This window comes from Stenotrophomonas sp. 610A2, assembly GCF_030549615.1.
Lineage (GTDB): Bacteria > Pseudomonadota > Gammaproteobacteria > Xanthomonadales > Xanthomonadaceae > Stenotrophomonas > Stenotrophomonas pigmentata.
The window spans coordinates 837,183-858,317 of record NZ_CP130832.1; the positions used below are offsets into that span (position 1 = coordinate 837,183).

Genomic DNA, 21,135 nt, shown 5'->3' on the forward strand with positions numbered 1-21,135 from the left:
GCGGGGGGGTGAGGGCAGTTTTTGGAGCATTACCGGGAAAGCCTCTGCCGAGCATGGCTCGGCACTACGTGTTTCGCTTTTCAATTCGAAGTCCCGCAACAACGTTCATGCAATCGGGGAGTGCTACATCCATGTCGTTCCGCTTTTCACGTCTGCTGCCAGTGCTGTTGCTGGCAACACTTGTCAGCCTGTCACCGGCCCATGCCCAGAACAGCTACTACTTCCCTACCGCGCAGCAGTTCGATGCAAAGGTGCCATCGCCGCAACAGTTCCTCGGTTACGAGATCGGCAGCCACTACACCCGGCATGACCAGCTGGTGGCCTACTTCAACGAACTCGCGCGGGTCTCGGACAAGGTCAAGGTCGAGGTCATCGGTCAGAGTTACGAGCAGCGCCCGCTGCTGCTGGTCACCATCACCTCGGCACGCAATCACGCGCGCAGCGCCGAGATTGCCGCGCAACGGCAGGCGTTGATCGATCCTGCACAGCCGCTACCCGGTGCGGATGCTCCGGCGGTTGCGTGGCTGGGTTACAGCGTGCACGGCAACGAAACCTCCAGCGGCGAAGCCGCGATGCTCACTGCCTACTATCTGGCTGCCAACCAGGACGCGGAAACCGCGCGCTGGCTCGACCATGCGGTAGTTGTGATTGATCCGGCACAGAACCCGGATGGACGCGACCGTGCCGCCAACTGGCATAACGCATGGGGTTCGCGTCCGCCATCTGCGGATCCGGCCGACAAGGAACATGTCGAGCCGTTCCCCAGCGGCCGCGTCAATCACTACTTCACCGATCTCAACCGCGATTGGCTTGCCTTGGCACAGACCGACAGCTGGCCGAAGGTCGCACAGTTCCATCGCTGGTATCCGAACATCCAGATCGACTTCCACGAGATGGGCAAGGACAGCACCTATTACTTCGAGCCGTCGCCGAAGAGCATGGAAAGCCCGCTGTTGCCCAAGTCTTCATATGAGGCGAACAAGTGGCTGGCACGCTTCCATGCCAAGGCTTTGGATGATCTGGGTTCGCTGTACTACACCGGCGAGAACTTCGACAACTTCTCGCCGATCTATGGTTCCACCTATCCGGATTTCCACGGTGCGGTCGGTGTGACCGTGGAACAGGCCAGTTCGCGTGGTCTGGTACAGGAATCGGTGAATGGCCCGCTGCATTTCAACTTCACCGTCCGCAACCAGGTGGCGACGGGCCTGGCCAGCGTGCGTGGTGTGGTGGAAGACCGTGATCGTCTGTTTGCACTGCAGAAGGACTTCTTCCGCAGCGCGTTGAAGCAGGCTTCGGCCTATCCGGTGCATGACTGGGTGTTTGGTGATGCGGCCGATGCCACCTTGACCCGCAAGCTTCTTGCGGTGCTGTTGCAGCATCGCATCGAGGTGCATGCATTGGCGCGTGATGTGGAAGTGGATGGCAAACGCTTCCAGGCCGGGTCGGCTTACGTAGTGCCGGCGCGGCAGCCGCAGTTCCGCCTCGCGCATTCGATCTTCGAGTTCACCCCGGCGGTGAAGGGAGACGTGTTCTATAGCGGCACCTCGTATGCGGTGGCACCCGCCTATGGCCTGCGTTATGCCGGCAGCCGTGGTGCTGTGCCGAGCGGTGCGGTGGTGGACGCGGTGCCGGTGGCCCAGGGTGGCATCAGCGGCGGTCGTGCTGGCTTCGCCTACGTGGCCGATGCACGTGACTTCAGCAGCTTCCGTCTGCTGGGCGGACTGTTGCGCGACAACGTGCGTGTGCGCACCGCGCACCAGCCGTTCACTGCGGTTACCGCGAACGGTGATGTGGCGTTCGGTCATGGTGCAGTGGTGATTCCGGTCGCGGGCCAGACCGTGGACGCCGAATCGTTGCAGGCCAAGGTGCTGGCGCGTGCGCAGGAAGCCGGCGTCACGGTTTACGCCTTGGCCAGTGGCCGTGCTGCCAGTGGCATCGATCTGGGTAGCGACAATGTGCGTGTACTGCGCACGCCGAGCATCGCCTTGGTGATGGGCGAGGGTGTGTCCGCCACTGAGATTGGTTCGACCTGGTTCTCGCTGGATACCTCGCTGGGCTTGCCGTCCAGCAAGCTTGATCCTGCGCAGCTGGCGAGTGTTGATCTGGCGCGCTATACCTCGATCGTGCTGTCCGGCGGCACCTATGCCAACGTCAGTGATGCCGGTGTGGCTGCCTTGAAGCGTTGGATTGCAGCCGGTGGTTCGCTGGTGGTTTATGGCAGCGGCGCGCGCTGGGCGATCGACGAGGGTCTTGCCGAAGCCAAGCTGCGCGAAGGCGACAAGAAGGATGAGGCTGAGCGGTTGGATTTCGGTACGGTGCGTGATGTGTTCGCGCTGGGACGGGTCAGCGGCAATATCCTGAGCGCTGATATCGATCCGACCCATCCGCTGGGCTTTGGTGTGCAACAGCGTCGCATCTGGGTCAACAAGGAAGGCGGGCTGGTGTTCGAGCCGGTGAAGAATGCCTTTCTCAATGTGGTGAACATCGACCGCGAGCCGGTGGTGAATGGCTACCTGTCCGATGCCAATCGTGCGCGCGTAGCTGGTTCCAGTTACCTGCAGGTGGTGCCTACGGGCAGTGGCAATGTGGTGTTGTTTGCAGATGATCCGGCGCACCGCAAGTATTGGCATGGCACCGAGCGCTTGTTGCTCAATGCCTTGCTGCAGGCAAACCACCTGAGCACCCCGCGCCAGCGCGGGGAGTAACAAAGCCCCTGAGGCCTGAGCCCCTCTCCCGCATGCGGGAGAGGGGTTGGGGTGAGGGTGCGGTGCGCAGCACCGTGCAGTTCTGCTTTGTTTATGCATGCAGCGGGTATCGCAAAGGCAAAAGCCGCCCTCATCCGCCCCTGCGGGGCACCTTCTCCCGTAAACGGGAGAAGGGATTTGCCAAAGCCAAAGCCAAAGCTCAAATGTAATGACCCACTGATTTCCTGCTCAGGTGTTACTTTCCCCGAAGGAGACACCGATGAGCGAAGTGATGGGAGAAGAGATCAAGCGTTGGACGGCCCGTCGCAAGTCGGCACTGGTCCTTGAGATCATCCAGGGCAAGACCACCGTGGCTGCGGCCAGTCGCCAGTTCGACCTGACGCCGGCGGAGATCGAGAGCTGGGTGGACGATGGCAAGCGCGGCATGGAGAACGCGCTGCGGGCCAAGCCGGAGGACGTGCGCGAGCAGTATGAGCGCCAGCTCAAAGACCTGCAGGAAGCCTACGGCGAGGCCATGCTGGAGATCCGCGCCCGAAAAAAGCTGGCGTCCCTGTTGGGAAAGGACGAGAGCTGATGCTCTCGGTCCAGCAGGGGCTGAAGGACGAAGGTGTAGCGATACCGATGACCAAGCTGTGCCAGTGGTTCGGCGTGGCGCGGCGGACGACGTACTACAAGCCGACCCGTTCGCCTGCAAAGGTCAAAGCGGAGCTTGCCGAGCCGATCAGGGAGATGATCGAGGCGGAGCCGTCGTTCGGCTACCGCACGGTGGCTGCATTGCTGGGCATGAACAAGAACACCGTCCAGCGGATCTTCCAGCTCAAGGGCTGGCAGGTGCGCAAGCGCGCACTTGGGCAACGGCCCAGGATCCAGGCAAAGGTCTCTCGTGCCGAACGACCCGACCAGCGATGGGCCACGGACCTGTGCCGTGTATGGGGCGGCAAGGACGGCTGGCTGAGTCTGGCGCTGGTGATCGACTGCAGCACGCGGCAGCTGCTGGGCTGGCACCTGTCACGCACCGGCAAGGCGAGCACTGCCTCAGCCGCTCTGGAGCAGGCCTTGATCACCCGCTTTGGCACGCTGGGACGTGTGCCGGAGCCTTTCCTGCTGCGCTCGGATAACGGTCTGGTCTTCACCAGCCGTGACTACACGCGCCTGGTGCGCAGCTACGGCCTGAAACAGGAATTCATCACACCGCACTGCCCGCAGCAGAACGGGATGGTGGAGCGCGTAATCCGGACACTCAAGGAGCAGTGCGTGCATCGCCACCGCTTTGAGAGCCAAGTCCATGCCCTGCGGATCATTGGCGACTGGATTGGCTTCTACAACCAACAGCGCCCACATCAGGCGCTGAAGATGATGACCCCGGACGCGGCTTATGCCGCTACATTAACCGCATGACCTGAGCAGAAACCGGTGGGTCATTACACAAAGCTCAAAGCTCAAAGCCAAAAGCCAAAAGCCAAAAGCTAAAAGCTAAAAGCTAAAAGCTAAAAGCTAAAAGCTAAAAGCTAAAAGCTAAAGCAGCTTGGTTGCGGCCAGTTCGGGGCAAGCGCGATGCCAGGTTCTCGACGTGGCAATGACGGGCCTTCCCTTCTCCCGCATGCGGGAGAAGGTGCCCCGCAGGGGCGGATGAGGGGCGCTGTTGCTACTGGTTTTGCTGTTTTACAAAACAGAAAACAACACACAGAAACCAGAAAGGCCGACGCAATGCGTCGGCCTTTCTTTGCTTCTCATCCCAACAAAAAGTTGGAATCAGGCGCTGGTACGGCTCTGGCCACGGCCGCCACTGCCACGACGCTGACCACCACCCGGGTGCGCATCACGACGCTGCTGGCCATTGCCGGCATTGCGCTGGCCGCCCGGCTTCTGCGGCTGGCCGCCACGGCCGCCGCGCGGTGCATCGCCGGTCGGGCGACGTGCGGCATGGCCGCCGTTGCCGCGACGCGGTGCCTTGTGGCCGCCCGGATGCTCAGCCTTGCCCGGTGCGCTGTTGCCCCAGCGAATCGGGGTGTGCGGCTCAAAGCCGGGCACGTCACGGATGTCCATGTCGCGGTCGAGCAGACGCACGATCTGGCGCAGCAGCTTGGCTTCGTCCTGGGCAACCAGCGAGACCGCCTCACCGGTCGAACCGTTACGGCCAGTACGGCCGATACGGTGCACGTAGTCTTCCGGAACCATCGGCAGGTCGTAGTTGATGACCTTCGGCAGCTCGTTGATGTCGATGCCGCGGGCAGCGATATCGGTGGCCACCAGCACGGTCACGCGGCCGGCCTTGAAGTCAGCCAGTGCGCGCAGGCGCTGGCCCTGGCTCTTGTTGCCGTGGATTGCCGCGGTCTTGATGCCGGACTTCTCCAGGAAGTCGGCCAGCTTGTCGCAGCCATGCTTGGTGCGGCCAAACACCAACGTCTGCACGCGGGAGTCCTTGGCCAGCAGGTGCAACAGCAGCTCACGCTTGCGCGCGCCGTCCACCGGGTGCACGCGGTGGGTGATGGTCTCGGCAACGGTGTTCTTCGGCGTGACCTGGATCTGCTCCGGGTTATGCATGAACTCCAGCGCCAGCTGCTTGATGCTGTCTTCGAAGGTGGCCGAGAACAGCAGGGTCTGGCGGTTCTGGCGCGGCAGCTTGGCCAGGATGCGCTTGATCGAGGGCAGGAAGCCCATGTCGAGCATGCGGTCGGCTTCGTCCAGGACCAGGATCTCGACGCCGGACAGGTCGACGCTGCGACGCTCCAGGTGATCAATCAGGCGGCCCGGGCAGGCGACCAGCAGGTCGACGCCACGACGCAGGATGTCCAGCTGGTTGCCCATGCCCACGCCACCGTAGATGCAGGCGCTGGGGATACGCAGGTACTTGCTGTAGCCACGCAGGCTGTCATGCACCTGGGTGGCGAGTTCGCGGGTTGGTGCCAGCACCAGGGCGCGCGGACGGCGCGGGCCATTGCCCACGCTCTGCGGCGAGGTGGCCAGGTGCTGCAGCAGCGGCAGGCCGAACGCGGCGGTCTTGCCGGTACCGGTCTGGGCGCCGGCCAGCAGGTCGCGACCGTCCAGCGCAAGTGGAATGGCCTGCTCCTGGATCGGGGTCGGGTTTTCATAGCCCTGCTCGGCGAGCGCGCGCAGCAGGAAGGGCGCAAGGCCCAGGTTTTCAAACGACATGGAGTGCTCCGAAACTTGAATAACGCGCGCCCACAGGGCTTGCGTTGCTGATCATTGAAGATCAGCTGATCTCGGAGCGTTCCCGTAAACCGCGCTGCAAGATCTGGATGCAACCAACGCGGTGCGCTGGCTGGAATGCGTGACGATAGGCGTCGGAGTGGGGGCGGGCGGGCGGATGGGCCAGATGGCCGCTGATCCTGCACCGCCGGCGATCCCTGAGGGAAACGGACGGCCGCTGGCAGACCGCGCTAGTCTAAGGGATTGTTGCGCCTCGCACAAAAACGCCCGTTCAGCATTCGGCTGGAGAGGCTGGTGGTGTCGGGCATATTCATTACAATTGAAACTTATTTCTCCGCAGACTGGACACTCCCATGAAGCTTGGTTCCCTGAAGGAAGGCGGCCGCGACGGCACCCTGATCGTGGTTTCGCGTGACCTGACCCGTGCGGTACGGGCCGCTGGCATTGCCGCCACCCTGCAGCAGGCGCTGGAAGACTGGTCGAATCTGGCGCCGCGCCTGAACGCGCTGTCCGAGCAGCTCAATGCCGGTGCCGTGGAAGGCGAGTTCGCGGTGGACATGCAGGCGCTGGCAGCGCCGCTGCCGCGCGCCTACGAATTTGTCGATGGCAGCGCCTACCTGCCGCACGTGGCGCGGGTGCGCAAGGCGCGTGGCGCCGAAGTGCCGGAAAGCTTCTACACCGATCCGCTGATGTACCAGGCCACCAGCGCCGGCTTCTACGGCCCGCGCGATGCAGTGAAGGTGATCAGCGAGGATTACGGCATCGATCTGGAAGCCGAGATCGTGGTCATCACCGACGACGTGCCGATGGCGGTGACGCCGGAACAGGCGGCCGGCCACATCCAGCTGGTCGGTCTGGTCAATGACGTCAGTCTGCGCAACCTGATCCCGGGCGAACTGGCCAAGGGCTTCGGCTTCCTGCAGTCCAAGCCGCGTTCGGCGCTGAGCCCGGTGTTCGTGACCCCGGACGAGCTGGGCGCTGCCTGGCAGGACAGCAAGCTGCACCTGCCGCTGGTCACCCATATCAATGGCAAGTGGTTCGGCGCGCCGGAAGCTGGCGTCGACATGCAGTTCAACTTCGCCCAGCTGGTTGCGCACGCGGCCAAGACCCGCCCGCTGTCGGCTGGCGCCGTCGTCGGCTCGGGCACCATCGCCAATGAAGACACCGCATTGGGTGCGTCCTGCTTTGCCGAGCAGCGCACCGTGGAAACCCTACGCGACGGCAAGCCGTCCACGCCGTTCATGAGTTTTGGCGATGTGGTTCGCATCGAAATGCTGGACCGTGACGGCGTCAGCATTTTTGGCGCGATCGAACAGCAGATCGAACAGGCATCCCGTCCCTGAGAAGGCCGACAATACGTTTGCAGCGCGTTGGTGGTGAAGGCGTCCTCACCACCAGCGCGTATTGTTGTGTCGCATGGGAAGGGGGGAATCTGACATGGAAGCAGGGCTGACGCTCTACAGTTATTGGCGCTCGAGTGCCGCATACCGCGTGCGTATTGGCCTGAACCTGAAAGGCCTGGCGTATGCCGTCGTTCCGGTTCATCTGGTGCGCGATGGTGGGCAACAGCACGCAGCGGATTACGCCGCGCTCAATCCGCAAGAGCTGGTGCCGACGTTGCGCCATGGTGAGCGTGTACTGACGCAGTCGCTGGCCATTCTTGAATACCTGGAAGAGGTCTTCCCCGAGGCAGCGCTATTGCCGGATGACGCCGGCGGTCGCGCACGCGTACGCGCGCTGGCCCAGCAGGTGGCCTGCGACATCCACCCGTTGAACAACCTGCGGGTGATGCAGTTCTTCGATCGCGAATGGAACGTGCCGCAGCCCGAGCGTGATGAGTGGACGCTGCACTGGATGCGCGTTGGCTTCGCCTCGCTGGAAGCGATGCTGGCAGGCTCGTTCGACACCGGTCGCTATTGCCATGGTGCCGAGCCGGGATTGGCGGATTGCTGCCTGGTACCGCAGCTGTACAACGCCCGCCGTTTCCACCTGGATCTGACGCCGTACCCGACCTTGCGCCGGATCGAGGAAGCCTGCCTGGCCCTGCCGGCATTCGACGCGGCCCGCCCGGAAAACCAGATCGACGCGGTCTGAACCCACAAGGTTTTTGTGGGAGCGGTGTAAACCGCGAAACTGGCAATCCCTCAGAAACCTCGTGTAGGAGCGGCGTAAGCCGCGAAGCCGACAATCCCACCGAAACAGCGGATCAACATGTTCCGGACGAAGGCTGGGCGCTGGTTCACCGTTGGCTAATCTGCCTGCGCCGGTTCTGCAGCATGGTCGGTAATGCCCATTGCCGAGCATGGCTCGGCACTACAGTCCTCCGTTTTTCGCACAGCGAAGGTGAGGGTCGGGGATATCTGCTGACCGATGCAGCTGTGGCTTCGCGGCTTACGCCGCTCCTACAAAGGCCTAGGTCCGCTCGGCCCTGATACAGAAAGCCCCGCGATGCGGGGCTTTTTGTCATCGATATCACCAGCTCAGAAGCCGTGCGTGATCGCCGCCGGCGCCGATGCCGCGAAGTCCGCATACGGATCGTGCTCACCGGTGCCGCCTTCGGACAGGCGGAACTTCAAGGCCAGGCCGTCGCGCGAGTCGGCCGCGCGCAGCGCTTCCTCCTGCTCGATGATGCCGTCCTTGGCCATCCGGAACAGGCACTGGTCGAAGCTCTGCATGCCTTCTTCCAACGACTCTTCCATCGCCTGCTTGATTGCGTGCACTTCACCGCGGCGCAGCAGGTCGCGGATCATCGGCGTGTTGAGCAGAACTTCGGTTGCCGGGCGGCGACGGCCGTCCTTGCCCTTGACCAGACGCTGCGAGATCACCCCGCGCAGGTTCAAGGACAGGTTCATCAGCACGTTCTTGTGGGCGCTTTCCGGGAAGAAATTGAGGATGCGCTCGATCGCCTGGTCGGCATTGTTGGAGTGCAGCGTGGCCAGGCACAGGTGGCCGGTTTCGGCGAAGGCGATGGCCGCTTCCATGGTTTCGGCATCGAGGATCTCGCCGATCAGGATCACGTCCGGTGCTTCACGCATCGCGTTCTTCAGCGCGTTGTGGAAGGCGTGCGTGTCCAGGCCGACTTCGCGCTGGTTGACGATGGACTGCTTGTGCTTGTGCAGGAACTCGATCGGGTCCTCGATGGTGAGGATGTGGCCGGTCGAGGTGCTGTTGCGGTGGTCGATCATCGAGGCCAGCGAGGTCGACTTGCCCGAGCCGGTCGAGCCGACCACCAGTACCAGCCCGCGCGGGGTCATGATCACGTCCTTCAGCACCTGCGGGAGGTTGAGCTCCTCGATGCTGGGAATGCGGCTCTTGATCGCACGGATGACCATGCCCACTTCGCCGCGCTGCTTGAACACATTGACGCGGAAGCGCCCGGCGTCGGCCAGGGCGATGGCCATGTTGAGCTCCAGGTCGCGCTCGAACTGCGGCACCTGGCCCTCGTCCATCAGCGAATAGGCGATTTTCTTGACCATCCCCGGCGGCAGGCCGGTATTGCCCAGCGGGTACAGCTTGCCTTCAATCTTGATGTAAACCGGCGCTCCGGTGGTCAAAAACATGTCCGAAGCGTTCTTTTCGGTCATCAGCTTCAAGAAATAGCCGATATCCATGCGAAATTTTCCCCAACAAACGGCGGCGTGCCGTTGCAAGCACGCCTCTGGCTTGACCACAATGGCCGCGCTCAGTCACCCAAGCCACGGCTCCCCAATGAAATCTAGCTTCGCACAATTAAGACGATTCCTGTGTGCTACCGCCTGCACATTCGTGCTATGCGGCAGCGCGCTGGCGCAGGATCCGGGTGCAATGGAATTGCTTACCGCTCAACAGGCAGTGGAAAAGGCCGACCGCGCCGACGCCGATCAGTACGCGCCGGACACCATGGCCATGGCCCGCCAGCAGTTGGGCCAGGCCCAGCAGGCAGCCACCGATCGCCGCCTGCGCAAGCAGGTGCCGGTGCTGGCACTGCGTGCCGCCGCCGATGCCGATCTGGCCCGTGCGCAGAGCGAGGAAGCGGTCGCGCAGGCCCAGCTGGCCCAGCGCAAGGCCGAGGTTGCACAGCTGCAACGTCAGTTGGCGACAGGGGAGGGACGCTGATGCGGATCAGGAATCTGATGGTTGCAGGCCTGCTGGCCATGCCCTTGCTGGCAGTGGCGGCGGAAGATCCGGCAGTTGGTGCGCTCAGCCACCGGCTGATGCTGCTGCAGGCCGATATGGCCACGGCCGATGTGGCTTCGTTCGAGAAGCTGCAGGCGCAGCAGGCGATTGCGACCCTGGCCAAGGCCAAGCGCAAGGAGCTGGACGACGCCCGCTATCTGGCAGAGCGCCGCGTCGCCATTGCCGAGGCGGCCAGCCGCGCGGCGCTGGCACGGCGTGAGGTGGGCGAGCTGGAACGCACCCGCAGTGAATTGCTGATCGAGGCCAGTCGTCGCGACGCGGCCCGGGCCCGTCAGGAAGCCGAGCAGCTGCGGGTACAGACCCAGATCCAGGCCGAGGAGGCCGAGCGTCTGCGTCTGGCTGCCGAAGCCGAGACCTTGGCCCGCCAGGATGCGGAGACCGCGCTGACCAGCGTGGCCGGCCGCCAGCAGGCGCGGTTGAGCACGGCCCAGCAGAACGCGGCCAAGCTGGCCCGCGAAGAAGCTGAGCTGGTGTCCGGGCAGAAGCTGCCGGCGTCCAAGTTCGATGGCCGTGGCGAGATCTACACCTTCACCGGCGATGCCTTTGCGGCTGGCCAGGCGGCGCTTTCCGGCGCGGCCGGCAACCAGGCCAAGGCATTGGCCGAATACCTGAACATCGGCAAGAAGGGCAGGGTCACCATCGAAGCCTACGACAGCGCCAATGGCGTCGGTCAGCGGCGCGCGCAGGCGCTCAAGGACGCGCTGGTGGCAGCCGGTGTTGCCGCCAACCGGATCCAGGTGACGGGCAAGAAAGCGGCCTCCACCCGCGCCCGTTCAGCGGAAGTGATTATCGCGCCGTGACAAACCTAAATGGCTGAACTTGTTAGGTTTTTGTCATTCGTGTGAGACTGAATGCGGAGCGGTTTGAATATTCAGTAAACGTTTCCGCATAGCCCTTGCCGGAACCTTTTTGCAGGCGTAGGGTCAATTGTCCGGGCGGCACTTTCGTCGTCCGGACAACGGAGGGCCGAGCCGGTGCAAGCGTGGCGCGAACCAGTAACCGATAGCTCCTGGCAGGTTGGCCGGAGGGCGGTTGGTGGTGCCACGTTGAGCGGCTTGGCTTTCCAATCCAGCAACGCCCCGTGCCGCCAGGCCGGGGCGTTCTTGTTTCTGCATGAAGGAGGTAGTCATGTTCGAAGGGCAGCCGCAGAGTGAAATCGACGCATTGGCCAAGGCCAACCCGGAGTTCAAGCAGCTCTACCAACAGCATAAGAAGCTGAACAAGAAATGCATGGACGCGGAGCTGGGTGTGCTCCCGATTGATGGGGCAACCCTGGGACAGATGAAACGGGAAAAACTGCTGGCCAAGCAGAAGCTCCTGCGGATTTACGAAAACAGCATCAACTGAACCTTCCCCACGCTAGACCGTTTATGTCGCGGACGGTGGCGGCCTCCTCGTCGGCCGTCATTGTCCGCGTCACTTGGCAGCTCGGTAGTTACGCCTGAACGTGATTACCTGACTTTCGCGCACAACCATCGGATAATCATCGGTCCGGCCGCAGAGCGGCGCGATCTGAAGTAAACCGATGCCCATCCATTCCTCCATCCTCGAACTCATCGGCAATACGCCCATCATCAAGGCCCAGCGCCTGGATGTCGGCGTGTGCGAGCTGTACCTCAAGATGGAGAGCGCAAACCCGGGTGGGTCGATCAAGGACCGTATCGGCCTGTCGATGATCGAGGCGGCCGAGAAGCGCGGTGATCTCAAGCCCGGCGCGACGCTGGTGGAAGGCACCGCCGGCAATACCGGCCTGGGCCTGGCGCTGGTGGCGCAGCAGAAGGGCTACAAGCTGATCCTCGTGGTACCGGACAAGATGAGCCGGGAGAAGATCTTCAACCTGAAGGCCATGGGCGCCGAAGTGGTGCTGACCCGTTCGGACGTGGCCAAGGGTCACCCCGAGTACTACCAGGACCTGGCCAAGACCGTCGCCGACCGCACCCCGGGCGCGTACTTCATCAACCAGTTCGGCAACCCCGACAACCCGGCCGCGCACGAGTTCGGCACCGGCCCGGAGATCATCGAGCAGATGGGCGGCGATCTGGACGCCATCGTGTTCGGCTGCGGCAGCTCCGGCACCATGACCGGCCTGTCGCGCGCCTTCGCCAAGCTTTCGCCCAAGACCGAGCTGGTGCTGGCTGACCCGGTCGGCTCGATCCTGGCCGAGTACATCAACGAGGGCACGCTGAACGAGAAGTCGGGCAGCTGGCTGGTGGAAGGCATCGGCGAGGACTTCCTGCCGGATATCTCCGATTTCAGCCGGGTCAAGAAGGCCTATGCCATCACCGACGCCGAGAGCTTCCACACCGCGCGCGAGCTGTTGGGTAAGGAAGGCATTCTCGGTGGCTCCTCGACCGGCACCCTGCTGGCCGCCGCGCTGAAGTACTGCCGCGAGCAGACCACGCCGAAGAAGGTGCTGGTGCTGGTGCCGGATACCGGCAACAAGTACCTGTCCAAGATGTACAACGACTACTGGATGCTGGACAACGGCTTCCTCGAGCGCCCGCAGTTCGGCGACCTGCGCGACCTGATCCTGCGCCCGTACAGCCAGCGTGACACCGTGGTGGTGGGCCCGAAGGACCTGCTGACCACCGCCTACCAGCGCATGAAGCTGTACGACGTGTCGCAGCTGCCGGTGATGGAAGGCAGCCAGCTGGTCGGCATCATCGATGAAAGCGACGTGCTGCTGCATGTCTACGGCGATGAAGCCCGCTTCCGTGACCCGGTGTCGGTGGCCATGGTCAGCAAGCTGGACAGCCTGGACGTGAAGTCGCCGATCGAGGCATTGCTGCCGGTGTTCGACCGTGGCCAGGTGGCGATCATCACCGATGGCGACGCCTTCCTCGGTTTGATCACCCGCATCGACCTGTTGAACTACCTGCGTCGCCGCGTTCAGTAAACGCGGCGCGGCCGGCAGCACCTTAGGGGAGGTGCTGCCATGGCCGGTTCAGGCCACACTGATAGACTTTTCTCTTTTAGCTGGAAGCCCTTATGACGGATCAGCATTCACGCAGCCAGGACGGCGAGCGCGCCTTGTCGCTTGCCACTTTGGCCATCCACGGCGGGCAGTCGCCTGACCCCAGCACCGGCGCAGTCATGCCGCCGATCTACGCGACCTCGACCTATGCCCAGTCCAGCCCGGGCGAGCATCAGGGCTTTGAGTACTCGCGCACGCACAACCCGACCCGTTTCGCTTACGAGCGTTGCGTGGCGTCGCTGGAAGGCGGTACCCGTGGTTTCGCCTTTGCCTCGGGCATGGCCGCCAGCTCCACCGTGATCGAGCTGCTGGATGCCGGCAGCCACGTGGTGGCAATGGATGACATCTACGGCGGCAGCTTCCGCCTGTTCGAGCGCGTGCGTCGCCGCACCGCCGCACTGGATTTCAGCTTCGTCGACCTGACCGACCCGGCCGCGTTTGAAGCCGCGATCACGCCGAAGACCAAGATGGTGTGGATCGAGACCCCCACCAACCCGATGCTGAAGATCGTGGACATCGCCGCGGTGGCCACCATCGCCAAGCGTCATGGCCTGATCGTGGTGGTGGACAACACCTTCGCCTCGCCGATGCTGCAACGTCCGCTGGAGCTGGGTGCGGACCTGGTGCTGCATTCCGCCACCAAGTACCTCAACGGCCACTCCGATATGGTCGGCGGCATGGTGGTGGTTGGCGACAACGCCGAACTCGCCGAGCAGATGGCCTTCCTGCAGAACTCCATCGGTGGCGTGCAGGGGCCGTTCGACAGCTTCCTCGCCCTGCGCGGCCTGAAGACCCTGCCGCTGCGCATGAAGGCGCATTGCGCCAACGCGATGGAACTGGCCAAGTGGCTGGAAACCCACCCGGCGGTGGAAAAGGTGATCTACCCGGGCCTGGCCTCGCATCCGCAGCACGAACTGGCGGGCAAGCAGATGGCCGGCTACGGCGGCATCGTCTCGATCGTATTGAAGGGCGGCTTCGAAGCCGCCAAGCGCTTCTGCGAGCGCACCGAGCTGTTCACCCTGGCCGAGTCCCTCGGCGGCGTGGAAAGCCTGGTCAACCACCCGGCAGTGATGACGCACGCCTCGATTCCGGTCGCGCGCCGCGAACAGCTGGGCATCAGTGATGCGCTGGTGCGGTTGAGCGTGGGGGTTGAGGATGTTGAGGATCTGCGGGTGGATTTGCGCGACGCATTGAGAATAGAGGACGCAGCATAATGATCCTGGTTACCGGTGGAACAGGCTATATCGGATCGCATGCAAGCTTAGTACTTCACGAGGCTGGCCACGAAGTTGTTTTGCTGGATAACCTAAGTAATAGCAGCAGGTCGGTACTTGATCGTCTCGCTGCCCTTGCTGGTAAGTCTTTCAGGTTCGTCGAAGGAGATATTCGCGATGAGGCGCTTCTGACGCAGCTATTCAGTGAGTACAAGATTGACGGAGTCATGCACTTTGCCGGGTTGAAGTCCGTTGCTGAGTCCGTGGGGGACCCTCTCAAATACTTTGATAACAATGTTGCCGGTACCCGAACGCTTTTGGGGGCAATGTCGGTCGCTGGTGTGTACAACATGGTGTTTTCGTCCTCGGCGACGGTTTATGACGGCTCTCAGCGGCCACCATTTGCCGAAGATGCAGCGCTGGGTGCAAGCAACCCTTATGGAAACAGCAAGGCACAAGTCGAAACACTGTTGAATGACGTAGCTTCAGCAGATCCGAGCTGGAGCTTTGCCCTGCTCAGGTACTTCAACCCGGTTGGAGGGCACGAAAGTGGGCTGCTTGGAGAAAATCCCCGCGGAGTTCCCAATAATCTCATGCCTTATATCTGTCAGGTGGCTTCAGGTGTGCGCGACAGATTGACTGTTCATGGAGATGACTATCCCACCATCGATGGGACAGGAGTCCGGGACTTCATTCATGTGATGGATCTCGCGGATGGGCACGTAGCTGCTCTTGCCTATTGCTTGAAGAACAATGGTGTCCTTACTGCCAATCTGGGTACTGGAATGGGGACGTCAGTAATTCAGCTGATTGAAACTTTCGAAAGAGTCACCGGCAACAAGGTTCCGTTTCAGATCGGGCCAAGGCGAGCCGGAGATGTCGCAGAGTCTTGGGCGGACGCGGCAGTAGCGGAGCGGGTACTTGGTTGGCGGGCACGGCTCGGCCTCCCGGAGATGTGTCGTGACAGCTGGATGTGGCAAAGCACCTTGGCTCGGGGCGAAGCGTGAATAATTCGAAAGTAAGCGGCGCATCCCCATGGGCGATGCTCGAATCGCTGCGGACCAACTGTCATCTCATCAAGCAGCTCGCCAGGCGAGATATTGTTGGGCGATACAAAGGAGCGCTGATCGGTGTTGCCTGGTCATTCGTGACGCCCATTTTGATGCTGGCCGTATACACATTCGTTTTCTCTGTTGTGTTCAAAGCGCGATGGGGTGGGGCGGTCGGTGACAGTCGGGGGCAGTTCGCACTGATAATGTTTGTTGGCATGTTGGTGCACGGTTTGTTTGCAGAGATAATCAATCGTGCTCCAGGGCTTGTGCTTGCAAATCCAAATTACGTCAAGAAGATCGTCTTTCCGTTGGAGGTTCTTTCGCCAATGGTTGGGCTTTCGGCGTTATTCCATACTGCTATCGGTGTGGTGGTGTTTCTTCTTGCGTTCCTTGTGCTTGGTGGGAACGCAAGTTGGGTAATCGTTTTTCTGCCACTGGTTCTGTTGCCACTTCTGATTCTAGCTGTGGGCTTGGCCTGGTTTCTGGCTAGTCTCGGTGTTTATATTCGTGACGTAGGTCAGGTGACAGGCATCATTACCACAGTGATGCTTTTTCTTGCGCCGGTCTTCTATCCCTTGGAGAATCTCCCCCAGAATTTCCGTTGGGTTGTGCAGATGAATCCTCTGACTTTCATCATTCAACAAGCACGTGAGGTGCTGGTTTGGGGCCGGATTCCTGATTTTGCCGGGCTGCTGCTCTACCTGTTTGTCGCTTTGCTTGTTGCTTGCGCGGGGTTTGCGTGGTTCCAGAAAACTCGCAAGGGGTTTGCGGATGTCCTTTGATACCGATCAGCGTGGGGTTATGGAGCCGCTGCACGAAATTTCAATTAGTGTCAGAAATGTTGGCAAGGTTTATCATGGTTATGAGAGCCCAATTGACCGGCTGAAGCAGTTTGTTTTTCCACGGATGAACCGTTTGAGCGGGCGCCAGTCCAAGGATCATTTCAGGGTATTCAAGGCGCTACAGGACATCAATTTTGAAGTTGCGCGCGGTGAGGTGGTAGGAATAGTCGGGCGCAATGGCTCTGGCAAATCCACGCTGCTACAGATCATCTGCGGCACTCTTTCGGCAACCACCGGCGACGTGCGTACCCACGGCAGGATTTCAGCTCTGCTGGAGCTCGGCTCTGGATTCAATCCAGAGTTCACTGGGCGTGACAATATGTACTTGAACGCTGCATTGATCGGTATGCCTCGCGGTGAGCTGGAGGACAGGATCCCCGATATTCTTGAGTTTGCCGATATCGGCGATTTCATAGATCAGCCGGTAAAGACCTATTCCAGTGGTATGGCTGTTCGTCTTGCATTCGCCGTGGCGATCAATGTCAGCGCGGACATCCTCATCGTGGATGAGGCTTTGGCCGTGGGCGATGAGTTGTTTCAGCGCAAGTGTTTCTCGCGGATTGACCAGCTGCGTTCTGAGGGCGCAACGATCCTGTTCGTGTCGCATTCTGCGGGCACTATCGTGGATCTGTGTGACCGGGCGGTGTTGCTTGATGGCGGCGAGCTTATTGCAGATGGTCCACCCAAGGCGGTTGTTGGCCTGTACCAGAAGTTGCTGTATGCACCAGCGGCGGCGGCGGCTGCTCTGCGCCAGAACATCAAAGATCGTTCACTTGCAAATGCCGGTGATGCTGATCGAACGAAGGGGCTGGAAGCGACGGGCAATAAGAGCGACGAAATCACGGGCGATGATGAGGTGTACGATTCCTCGTTTGTGCCGATGGATACCATTGTTTATGAAAGTCACGGCGCACTGATCAGTGCGCCCGAGATTCGCACGTTGGCCGGTGCACGTGTAAATGGCCTGGTCCGCGGTAGAAAGTACGTGTTTCGTTACGTCGTGGATTTTGCCGCGAACATTGACAATGTTCGCTTCGGAATGGTGATCAAGGCGTTGAATGGTACTCATCTCGGCGGGAGCATGTCCGCGCCGACGTTCGCGGATGGTCGTAGATTCCAACAAGGGCAGAAGGTCGTAGTTGAGTACCAATTTGACTGCATGTTGAATCCGGGGGTGTTCTTTCTAAATGCTGGTGTATTCGGAAATGTCGGGGGGGCAGAGTCGGTGATACATCGATTGGCTGATGCGGCTGCATTTAGAGTGCTTCCAGTGTCCAATAATATTTCGCAGGAGTGGATAGATTTTTCCTGCAGGCCGATGGTTGAAGTTCATGGATAAAGTATTCGATAGTCTTCTGGTTGGTTCACCCAACGGCGGCGGGTTGCTGCACGTCCACGAAGGACGGGTCCACAAAATCGACCATCTGGATACAACCGGGCTTTACCTGCACGAGCGGAAGCTGCTGCGCGGCGTCCAACCGGCGCTCGTAATAGCTTATGGAGACCGGGTGGTTGAACTGAATCCCGCTGATGTAGCGTTTGGCGACATCCATGATGTGCTTATCGCAGATGATAAGTATTATTTGGTGGGAACCTGGGGGAACGAAGTCGTATGCGTCGATGCTGGCGGAGTCGAACTGGAACGATGGAAGTTTCCAGGTGAGTATGACTCCTGGCATATAAACTGCATCGCGAACTGGAGTGGACGGATCGTTTTCTCCGCGTTTGGCGAATTTACCGAGCATCGTGAGTACAAGGGAAGGTCTACAGAGACCGGATTTGTACGTGATCTTTTGACGGGTGAAACGTTGATCAGCGGCTTGACCCAGCCACATAGCCTGGTTCCTTTCAACGACGACTTACTGGTTGCCAATTCCGGGGCCCGCCAACTGTTGCAATATGCGCCCGACGGGTCAATTAGGCGCAAGCTCGACATCGATGGATACGTACGTGGATTGGCCATCGCCGGAGATGTGCTTTATCTCGGCTTGAGCAAGTCCCGTAATGCGCCGCTCGACGACGTCAGTGGCGGCGCTGTGCTGGCTTTGGATAAAAACAGTTGGAGCGAACTTGGTAAGCTGCCGCTTCCTGTAAATGAGGTCTATTCGATATTGCCGATGGCGGCCGAGGACTCTGGATTCATCGTCAGTATGATTGCAGCGCACAGCGCGAAGCTGCTATCCGAAATGCTGGCGAAGAAGACGCAGAGCTTGAGCGAGGCTGAAAGAGACCTCGCGCAGGTGGCGGTGGAGCGCGAGCAGGTATCAAAGCTTGTGGGTCAAGTGCAGGATCAGAGCCTCAGACTGAGCGCGGACGTAGCCCTGCAGAGATTCGAAGCACTGGATGCCGCCTTGGAAGTGCTTCTTTCAGACAGGCAGGAAGCAAAGGCTCGGCATGAAGAGTTGATTGGATCCATCCGTCAGTTCGAAGCACGGGTGATATCGGAGTTCGGCCATTCACGTGTTGGTCTGGCGGCACTCTCTTCTGCGTCGGATAGTGATGCTACGTCTCTGGAGGGCCTGTTCAATGGATTGCAGGGATTCCAATCCCAGATTGGTGTCCTCACGAACATGCTTGCGGAAGAGAAGGAGCGGCTACATGTGCTGGAACAGCGCGCTGACAGTGCCGAACGAGAGCTCAGGATTGTCGAGGGCTCGGCGTCCATGTGGATCACCTCGCCTCTTCGCAGGGTGGCTTCTATTGGCCGGAGCATGACCCGCGGTCTAAAGCAGATCGTGAAAGTTGGAGTTTTCTTCGCGCTGAATCCGCGCGAACTTGGCCGCTACTTACGAATTGCGCGGCGCATACAGCCTGCTCAAGTGGCGGGGTTGGTCGATGGGTTTGTCAAGCGGGGCGGGCCGCAGCCAGCCACCGCTGTGCCAGAGCCTGTTGTCTTTGATTTGAGAGGGCATCAAGGTCCCGTGGTTATTCTTACCACGCGTCATTGTGACTATATCGGGCAGCTGATGGCGAGCGCATTGAGCAGGGTTGGTATTTCCGCTGAGGTGATCTATGAGCGCCCACTGGCGGGATATTCGCATGTTCCGCACTTTGTGATCTGCCCGCAAATGTTCCCGGAACTGCCGGGCTTCTATGTAGCATTCCAGTTGGAGCAATCCGTGAGTTCGCGCTGGTTCACGGATGATTATATTTCGCGTCTGGAGAACTCGTTCGCTATATTTGACTATTCGCTGAAGAATATCTCCTACCTAAAGGAACGGGGGCTAAGTCTGAAGCAGATAAACTATGTTCCCATTCATTACATGCCAGAGCTGGCTGGCCAGTACTCGAATGTCAACAAGTCTGACGATTACGATGTTGTCTTTTATGGAGACGCCAACTGTGATCGTCGCAGGGATTTCCTTGATGCACTGAGTCGTGTCTGCCGCGTGCGCGTTGTCTCGGAAGTGTTCGGGGATGAACTGTATCGGATTTTGGCTTCGGCAAAAATCGTGGTCAATATCCACTATTATCCCGGCGCATTGTTGGAGACGACGAGAATCTGGGAGTGCCTGTCACTCGATTGCATGATTGTTTCCGAGCAGTCATCCGACATGGAGGAGCATGAGGAGCTGCAGGGGGTTGTCGATTTTGTGGGCGTTGGCGATGTGGATGGCATGGCTCAGCGCGTGCACTACTGGCTGGCAAACGCGGCTGCACGTGAAGCTGCGGTGGAGAGGAATAGGGCTGTTCTGAAAGATAGCCTCAATCGTTTTGATTATTTCTTCATGCGATTCCTGCTGGCCACCGACAACATCGGCTTTGACCAGTTCTGGGATGAGGTGGGCAGCCGTTACAAGCTGAAGGGTGATCGTATTTGCCTGAATCTTCCGGAGTTCGCCGAGCGTAGCAGTGGGTTTGTGGCCGACAACAAGTTCGGATTTGAGATGTTCCCCGGCCTTCGCCATTCCAAGGGTTGGGTGGGTTGTGCCCTCAGCTACAAGTACATGATCAAGCTTGCGGATCAGGCGGGCTTGGAGCGAGTGACCATCTGCGAAGACGATGTTGAGTTTCCGTCGGAGTTCGATAACGAATTGAAGCTGGTCAATGATTATATTGATAAACGGAATGACGGGTGGGACATTTTCTCCGGCTTGCTCGCTGATCTGAGTAATGAGGCGAAGGTGTCGGATGTCGAGATTCATGGCGGAAAATGCTTCGTCGTCATAGACCGACTGATCAGTACAGTTCTTAACGTATATAACCGTCCTGTATTCGATGCGATTATTGCCTGGGATGAGTCAAACCGGGATGTCGAGAGTAATACTATTGATCGATACTTGGAGAGGAAGAAGGCGTTAAAGATTGTGACGACGTCACCTTTCCTTGTTGGCCACAAGGAGGAACAGCATTCAACTATCTGGGGTTTCCAGAACACTCAGTATGCAGATATGATCTCCGCCAGTAATGTTCTTTTGAAAGAGAAGATCGCCAGATTTACGGCAAGAGGTTAGTGATGTGTTTTCAGTCTGGCAGGCTGCTATCCAATTACAAGTGAAGAGGTAATAAGTCATGCGTGTTTCAACTTATCGATTTTGTACTTTTTTTCTGGCAGTGGTTGGACTTTCTGGTTGCCAAAACGAAGCCAGTGCGCCCACGGCTGGACAGCACACGCCTGCAGGTCGGGATGCAGCATCTGTAACGCCGGCCGAGGTGACGGCTCCAAATCCTAAAGTGGATTTTTTTGTAACGCCGGACACGATTCGCGAGTGTGCCGGAGCAGCGCCAATTACTGCAGAGGTGAAGTGGGAAGTTCGTGATCCGGCGGTTGCCGAGGTTAAGATCGAAGTTGGCAATACGGATGGAGCTCCGCGTAAGCTGCTTTCGCAAGCTGGCCGTCAAGGGGGCGTGTCTACTGACGCTTGGGTCGTTGTGGGTACGAAGTTCTTTCTTTCAGAGTTCGCATCCGGGAAAGAATTGGCATCTGTTGTAATCAAGGGTGCTCCATGTAACTGAGGCCATGGCTCCCTAGATTAAAAAGGGAGCTGCAATTTAATT

The 21,135-nt window shown here is 59.9% G+C and carries 17 protein-coding genes; 15 read left to right on the top strand and 2 right to left on the bottom strand.

Annotated elements, in window-relative coordinates:
* Positions 1 to 131 precede the first annotated feature (131 nt).
* From Q5Z11_RS03745 to Q5Z11_RS03755, 3 genes are all read left to right on the top strand, one after another.
* Positions 132 to 2,708, top strand: coding sequence for a M14 family zinc carboxypeptidase (locus tag Q5Z11_RS03745; RefSeq protein WP_303748786.1), 2,577 nt, complete (start codon positions 132 to 134; stop codon positions 2,706 to 2,708).
* 259 nt (positions 2,709 to 2,967) lie between these two features.
* A complete protein-coding gene (locus Q5Z11_RS03750; RefSeq protein ID WP_303747725.1) occupies positions 2,968 to 3,282 on the top strand; it encodes a DUF1153 domain-containing protein in 315 nt (104 codons plus the stop codon).
* A complete protein-coding gene (locus Q5Z11_RS03755; RefSeq protein ID WP_303747726.1) occupies positions 3,282 to 4,106 on the top strand; it encodes an IS3 family transposase in 825 nt (274 codons plus the stop codon). Before Q5Z11_RS03750 ends, Q5Z11_RS03755 begins: the two co-directional genes overlap by 1 nt.
* Before the next feature lie 354 nt (positions 4,107 to 4,460).
* On the opposite strand, the gene Q5Z11_RS03760 is transcribed toward Q5Z11_RS03755, so the two are convergent.
* Positions 4,461 to 5,861, bottom strand: a complete 1,401-nt coding sequence (locus Q5Z11_RS03760; protein ID WP_303748787.1) for a DEAD/DEAH box helicase — start codon at positions 5,859 to 5,861, stop codon at positions 4,461 to 4,463.
* 371 nt (positions 5,862 to 6,232) lie between these two features.
* On the opposite strand from Q5Z11_RS03760, the gene Q5Z11_RS03765 reads away from it, so the two are divergent.
* Together Q5Z11_RS03765 and maiA are read left to right on the top strand one after the other, a co-directional pair.
* Complete coding sequence (locus Q5Z11_RS03765; RefSeq protein WP_303748788.1) at positions 6,233 to 7,222, top strand: fumarylacetoacetate hydrolase family protein; 990 nt, start codon at positions 6,233 to 6,235, stop codon at positions 7,220 to 7,222.
* A 94-nt stretch (positions 7,223 to 7,316) separates the two neighbouring features.
* Positions 7,317 to 7,973 (top strand): maleylacetoacetate isomerase, encoded by a 657-nt coding sequence (gene maiA / locus Q5Z11_RS03770; protein WP_303748789.1) that lies wholly within the window; start codon positions 7,317 to 7,319, stop codon positions 7,971 to 7,973.
* A 386-nt stretch (positions 7,974 to 8,359) separates the two neighbouring features.
* On the opposite strand, the gene Q5Z11_RS03775 is transcribed toward maiA, so the two are convergent.
* Positions 8,360 to 9,490: a PilT/PilU family type 4a pilus ATPase gene (locus Q5Z11_RS03775; RefSeq protein ID WP_303748790.1), complete on the bottom strand. Its 1,131-nt coding sequence runs from the start codon at positions 9,488 to 9,490 to the stop codon at positions 8,360 to 8,362.
* 97 nt (positions 9,491 to 9,587) lie between these two features.
* On the opposite strand from Q5Z11_RS03775, the gene Q5Z11_RS03780 reads away from it, so the two are divergent.
* The 10 genes from Q5Z11_RS03780 to Q5Z11_RS03825 all read left to right on the top strand — a co-directional run bounded on the left by Q5Z11_RS03780 (position 9,588) and on the right by Q5Z11_RS03825 (position 21,093).
* Positions 9,588 to 9,974, top strand: a complete 387-nt coding sequence (locus Q5Z11_RS03780; protein WP_303748791.1) for a DUF4398 domain-containing protein — start codon at positions 9,588 to 9,590, stop codon at positions 9,972 to 9,974.
* Positions 9,974 to 10,855, top strand: coding sequence for a hypothetical protein (locus Q5Z11_RS03785; protein WP_303748792.1), 882 nt, complete (start codon positions 9,974 to 9,976; stop codon positions 10,853 to 10,855). The genes Q5Z11_RS03780 and Q5Z11_RS03785 overlap by 1 nt, the downstream gene beginning before the upstream one ends.
* 328 nt (positions 10,856 to 11,183) lie before the next feature.
* On the top strand, positions 11,184 to 11,402 hold the full coding sequence (locus Q5Z11_RS03790; RefSeq protein ID WP_282266820.1) for a YdcH family protein: 219 nt from the start codon (positions 11,184 to 11,186) through the stop codon (positions 11,400 to 11,402).
* 178 nt (positions 11,403 to 11,580) lie between these two features.
* Entirely contained in the window at positions 11,581 to 12,951 is a 1,371-nt protein-coding gene (locus tag Q5Z11_RS03795; protein ID WP_303748793.1) for a pyridoxal-phosphate dependent enzyme, read from the top strand.
* A 92-nt stretch (positions 12,952 to 13,043) separates the two neighbouring features.
* Positions 13,044 to 14,243, top strand: coding sequence for a cystathionine gamma-synthase (locus Q5Z11_RS03800; RefSeq protein WP_303748794.1), 1,200 nt, complete (start codon positions 13,044 to 13,046; stop codon positions 14,241 to 14,243).
* On the top strand, positions 14,243 to 15,250 hold the full coding sequence (galE, locus tag Q5Z11_RS03805; RefSeq protein WP_303748795.1) for a UDP-glucose 4-epimerase GalE: 1,008 nt from the start codon (positions 14,243 to 14,245) through the stop codon (positions 15,248 to 15,250). The genes Q5Z11_RS03800 and galE overlap by 1 nt, the downstream gene beginning before the upstream one ends.
* A complete protein-coding gene (locus Q5Z11_RS03810) occupies positions 15,247 to 16,077 on the top strand; it encodes an ABC transporter permease (RefSeq protein ID WP_303748796.1) in 831 nt (276 codons plus the stop codon). Before galE ends, Q5Z11_RS03810 begins: the two co-directional genes overlap by 4 nt.
* The gene (locus Q5Z11_RS03815) at positions 16,067 to 17,476 is read left to right on the top strand and encodes an ABC transporter ATP-binding protein (protein ID WP_303748797.1); all 1,410 of its coding nucleotides are present in this window, start codon (positions 16,067 to 16,069) and stop codon (positions 17,474 to 17,476) included. Before Q5Z11_RS03810 ends, Q5Z11_RS03815 begins: the two co-directional genes overlap by 11 nt.
* Positions 17,469 to 20,591: a DUF4915 domain-containing protein gene (locus Q5Z11_RS03820; protein ID WP_303748798.1), complete on the top strand. Its 3,123-nt coding sequence runs from the start codon at positions 17,469 to 17,471 to the stop codon at positions 20,589 to 20,591. The genes Q5Z11_RS03815 and Q5Z11_RS03820 overlap by 8 nt, the downstream gene beginning before the upstream one ends.
* A 58-nt stretch (positions 20,592 to 20,649) precedes the next feature.
* Complete coding sequence (locus tag Q5Z11_RS03825) at positions 20,650 to 21,093, top strand: hypothetical protein (RefSeq protein WP_303748799.1); 444 nt, start codon at positions 20,650 to 20,652, stop codon at positions 21,091 to 21,093.
* Positions 21,094 to 21,135: the final 42 nt, after the last annotated feature.

Coding starts and splice junctions, on each gene's coding strand:
- Q5Z11_RS03745 (WP_303748786.1), top strand. CDS start 132: ATGTCGTTCCGCTTTTCACGTCTGCTGCCAGTGCTGTTGCTGGCAACA.
- Q5Z11_RS03750 (WP_303747725.1), top strand. CDS start 2,968: ATGAGCGAAGTGATGGGAGAAGAGATCAAGCGTTGGACGGCCCGTCGC.
- Q5Z11_RS03755 (WP_303747726.1), top strand. CDS start 3,282: ATGCTCTCGGTCCAGCAGGGGCTGAAGGACGAAGGTGTAGCGATACCG.
- Q5Z11_RS03760 (WP_303748787.1), bottom strand. CDS start 5,861: ATGTCGTTTGAAAACCTGGGCCTTGCGCCCTTCCTGCTGCGCGCGCTC.
- Q5Z11_RS03765 (WP_303748788.1), top strand. CDS start 6,233: ATGAAGCTTGGTTCCCTGAAGGAAGGCGGCCGCGACGGCACCCTGATC.
- maiA (WP_303748789.1), top strand. CDS start 7,317: ATGGAAGCAGGGCTGACGCTCTACAGTTATTGGCGCTCGAGTGCCGCA.
- Q5Z11_RS03775 (WP_303748790.1), bottom strand. CDS start 9,490: ATGGATATCGGCTATTTCTTGAAGCTGATGACCGAAAAGAACGCTTCG.
- Q5Z11_RS03780 (WP_303748791.1), top strand. CDS start 9,588: ATGAAATCTAGCTTCGCACAATTAAGACGATTCCTGTGTGCTACCGCC.
- Q5Z11_RS03785 (WP_303748792.1), top strand. CDS start 9,974: ATGCGGATCAGGAATCTGATGGTTGCAGGCCTGCTGGCCATGCCCTTG.
- Q5Z11_RS03790 (WP_282266820.1), top strand. CDS start 11,184: ATGTTCGAAGGGCAGCCGCAGAGTGAAATCGACGCATTGGCCAAGGCC.
- Q5Z11_RS03795 (WP_303748793.1), top strand. CDS start 11,581: ATGCCCATCCATTCCTCCATCCTCGAACTCATCGGCAATACGCCCATC.
- Q5Z11_RS03800 (WP_303748794.1), top strand. CDS start 13,044: ATGACGGATCAGCATTCACGCAGCCAGGACGGCGAGCGCGCCTTGTCG.
- galE (WP_303748795.1), top strand. CDS start 14,243: ATGATCCTGGTTACCGGTGGAACAGGCTATATCGGATCGCATGCAAGC.
- Q5Z11_RS03815 (WP_303748797.1), top strand. CDS start 16,067: ATGTCCTTTGATACCGATCAGCGTGGGGTTATGGAGCCGCTGCACGAA.
- Q5Z11_RS03820 (WP_303748798.1), top strand. CDS start 17,469: ATGGATAAAGTATTCGATAGTCTTCTGGTTGGTTCACCCAACGGCGGC.
- Q5Z11_RS03825 (WP_303748799.1), top strand. CDS start 20,650: ATGCGTGTTTCAACTTATCGATTTTGTACTTTTTTTCTGGCAGTGGTT.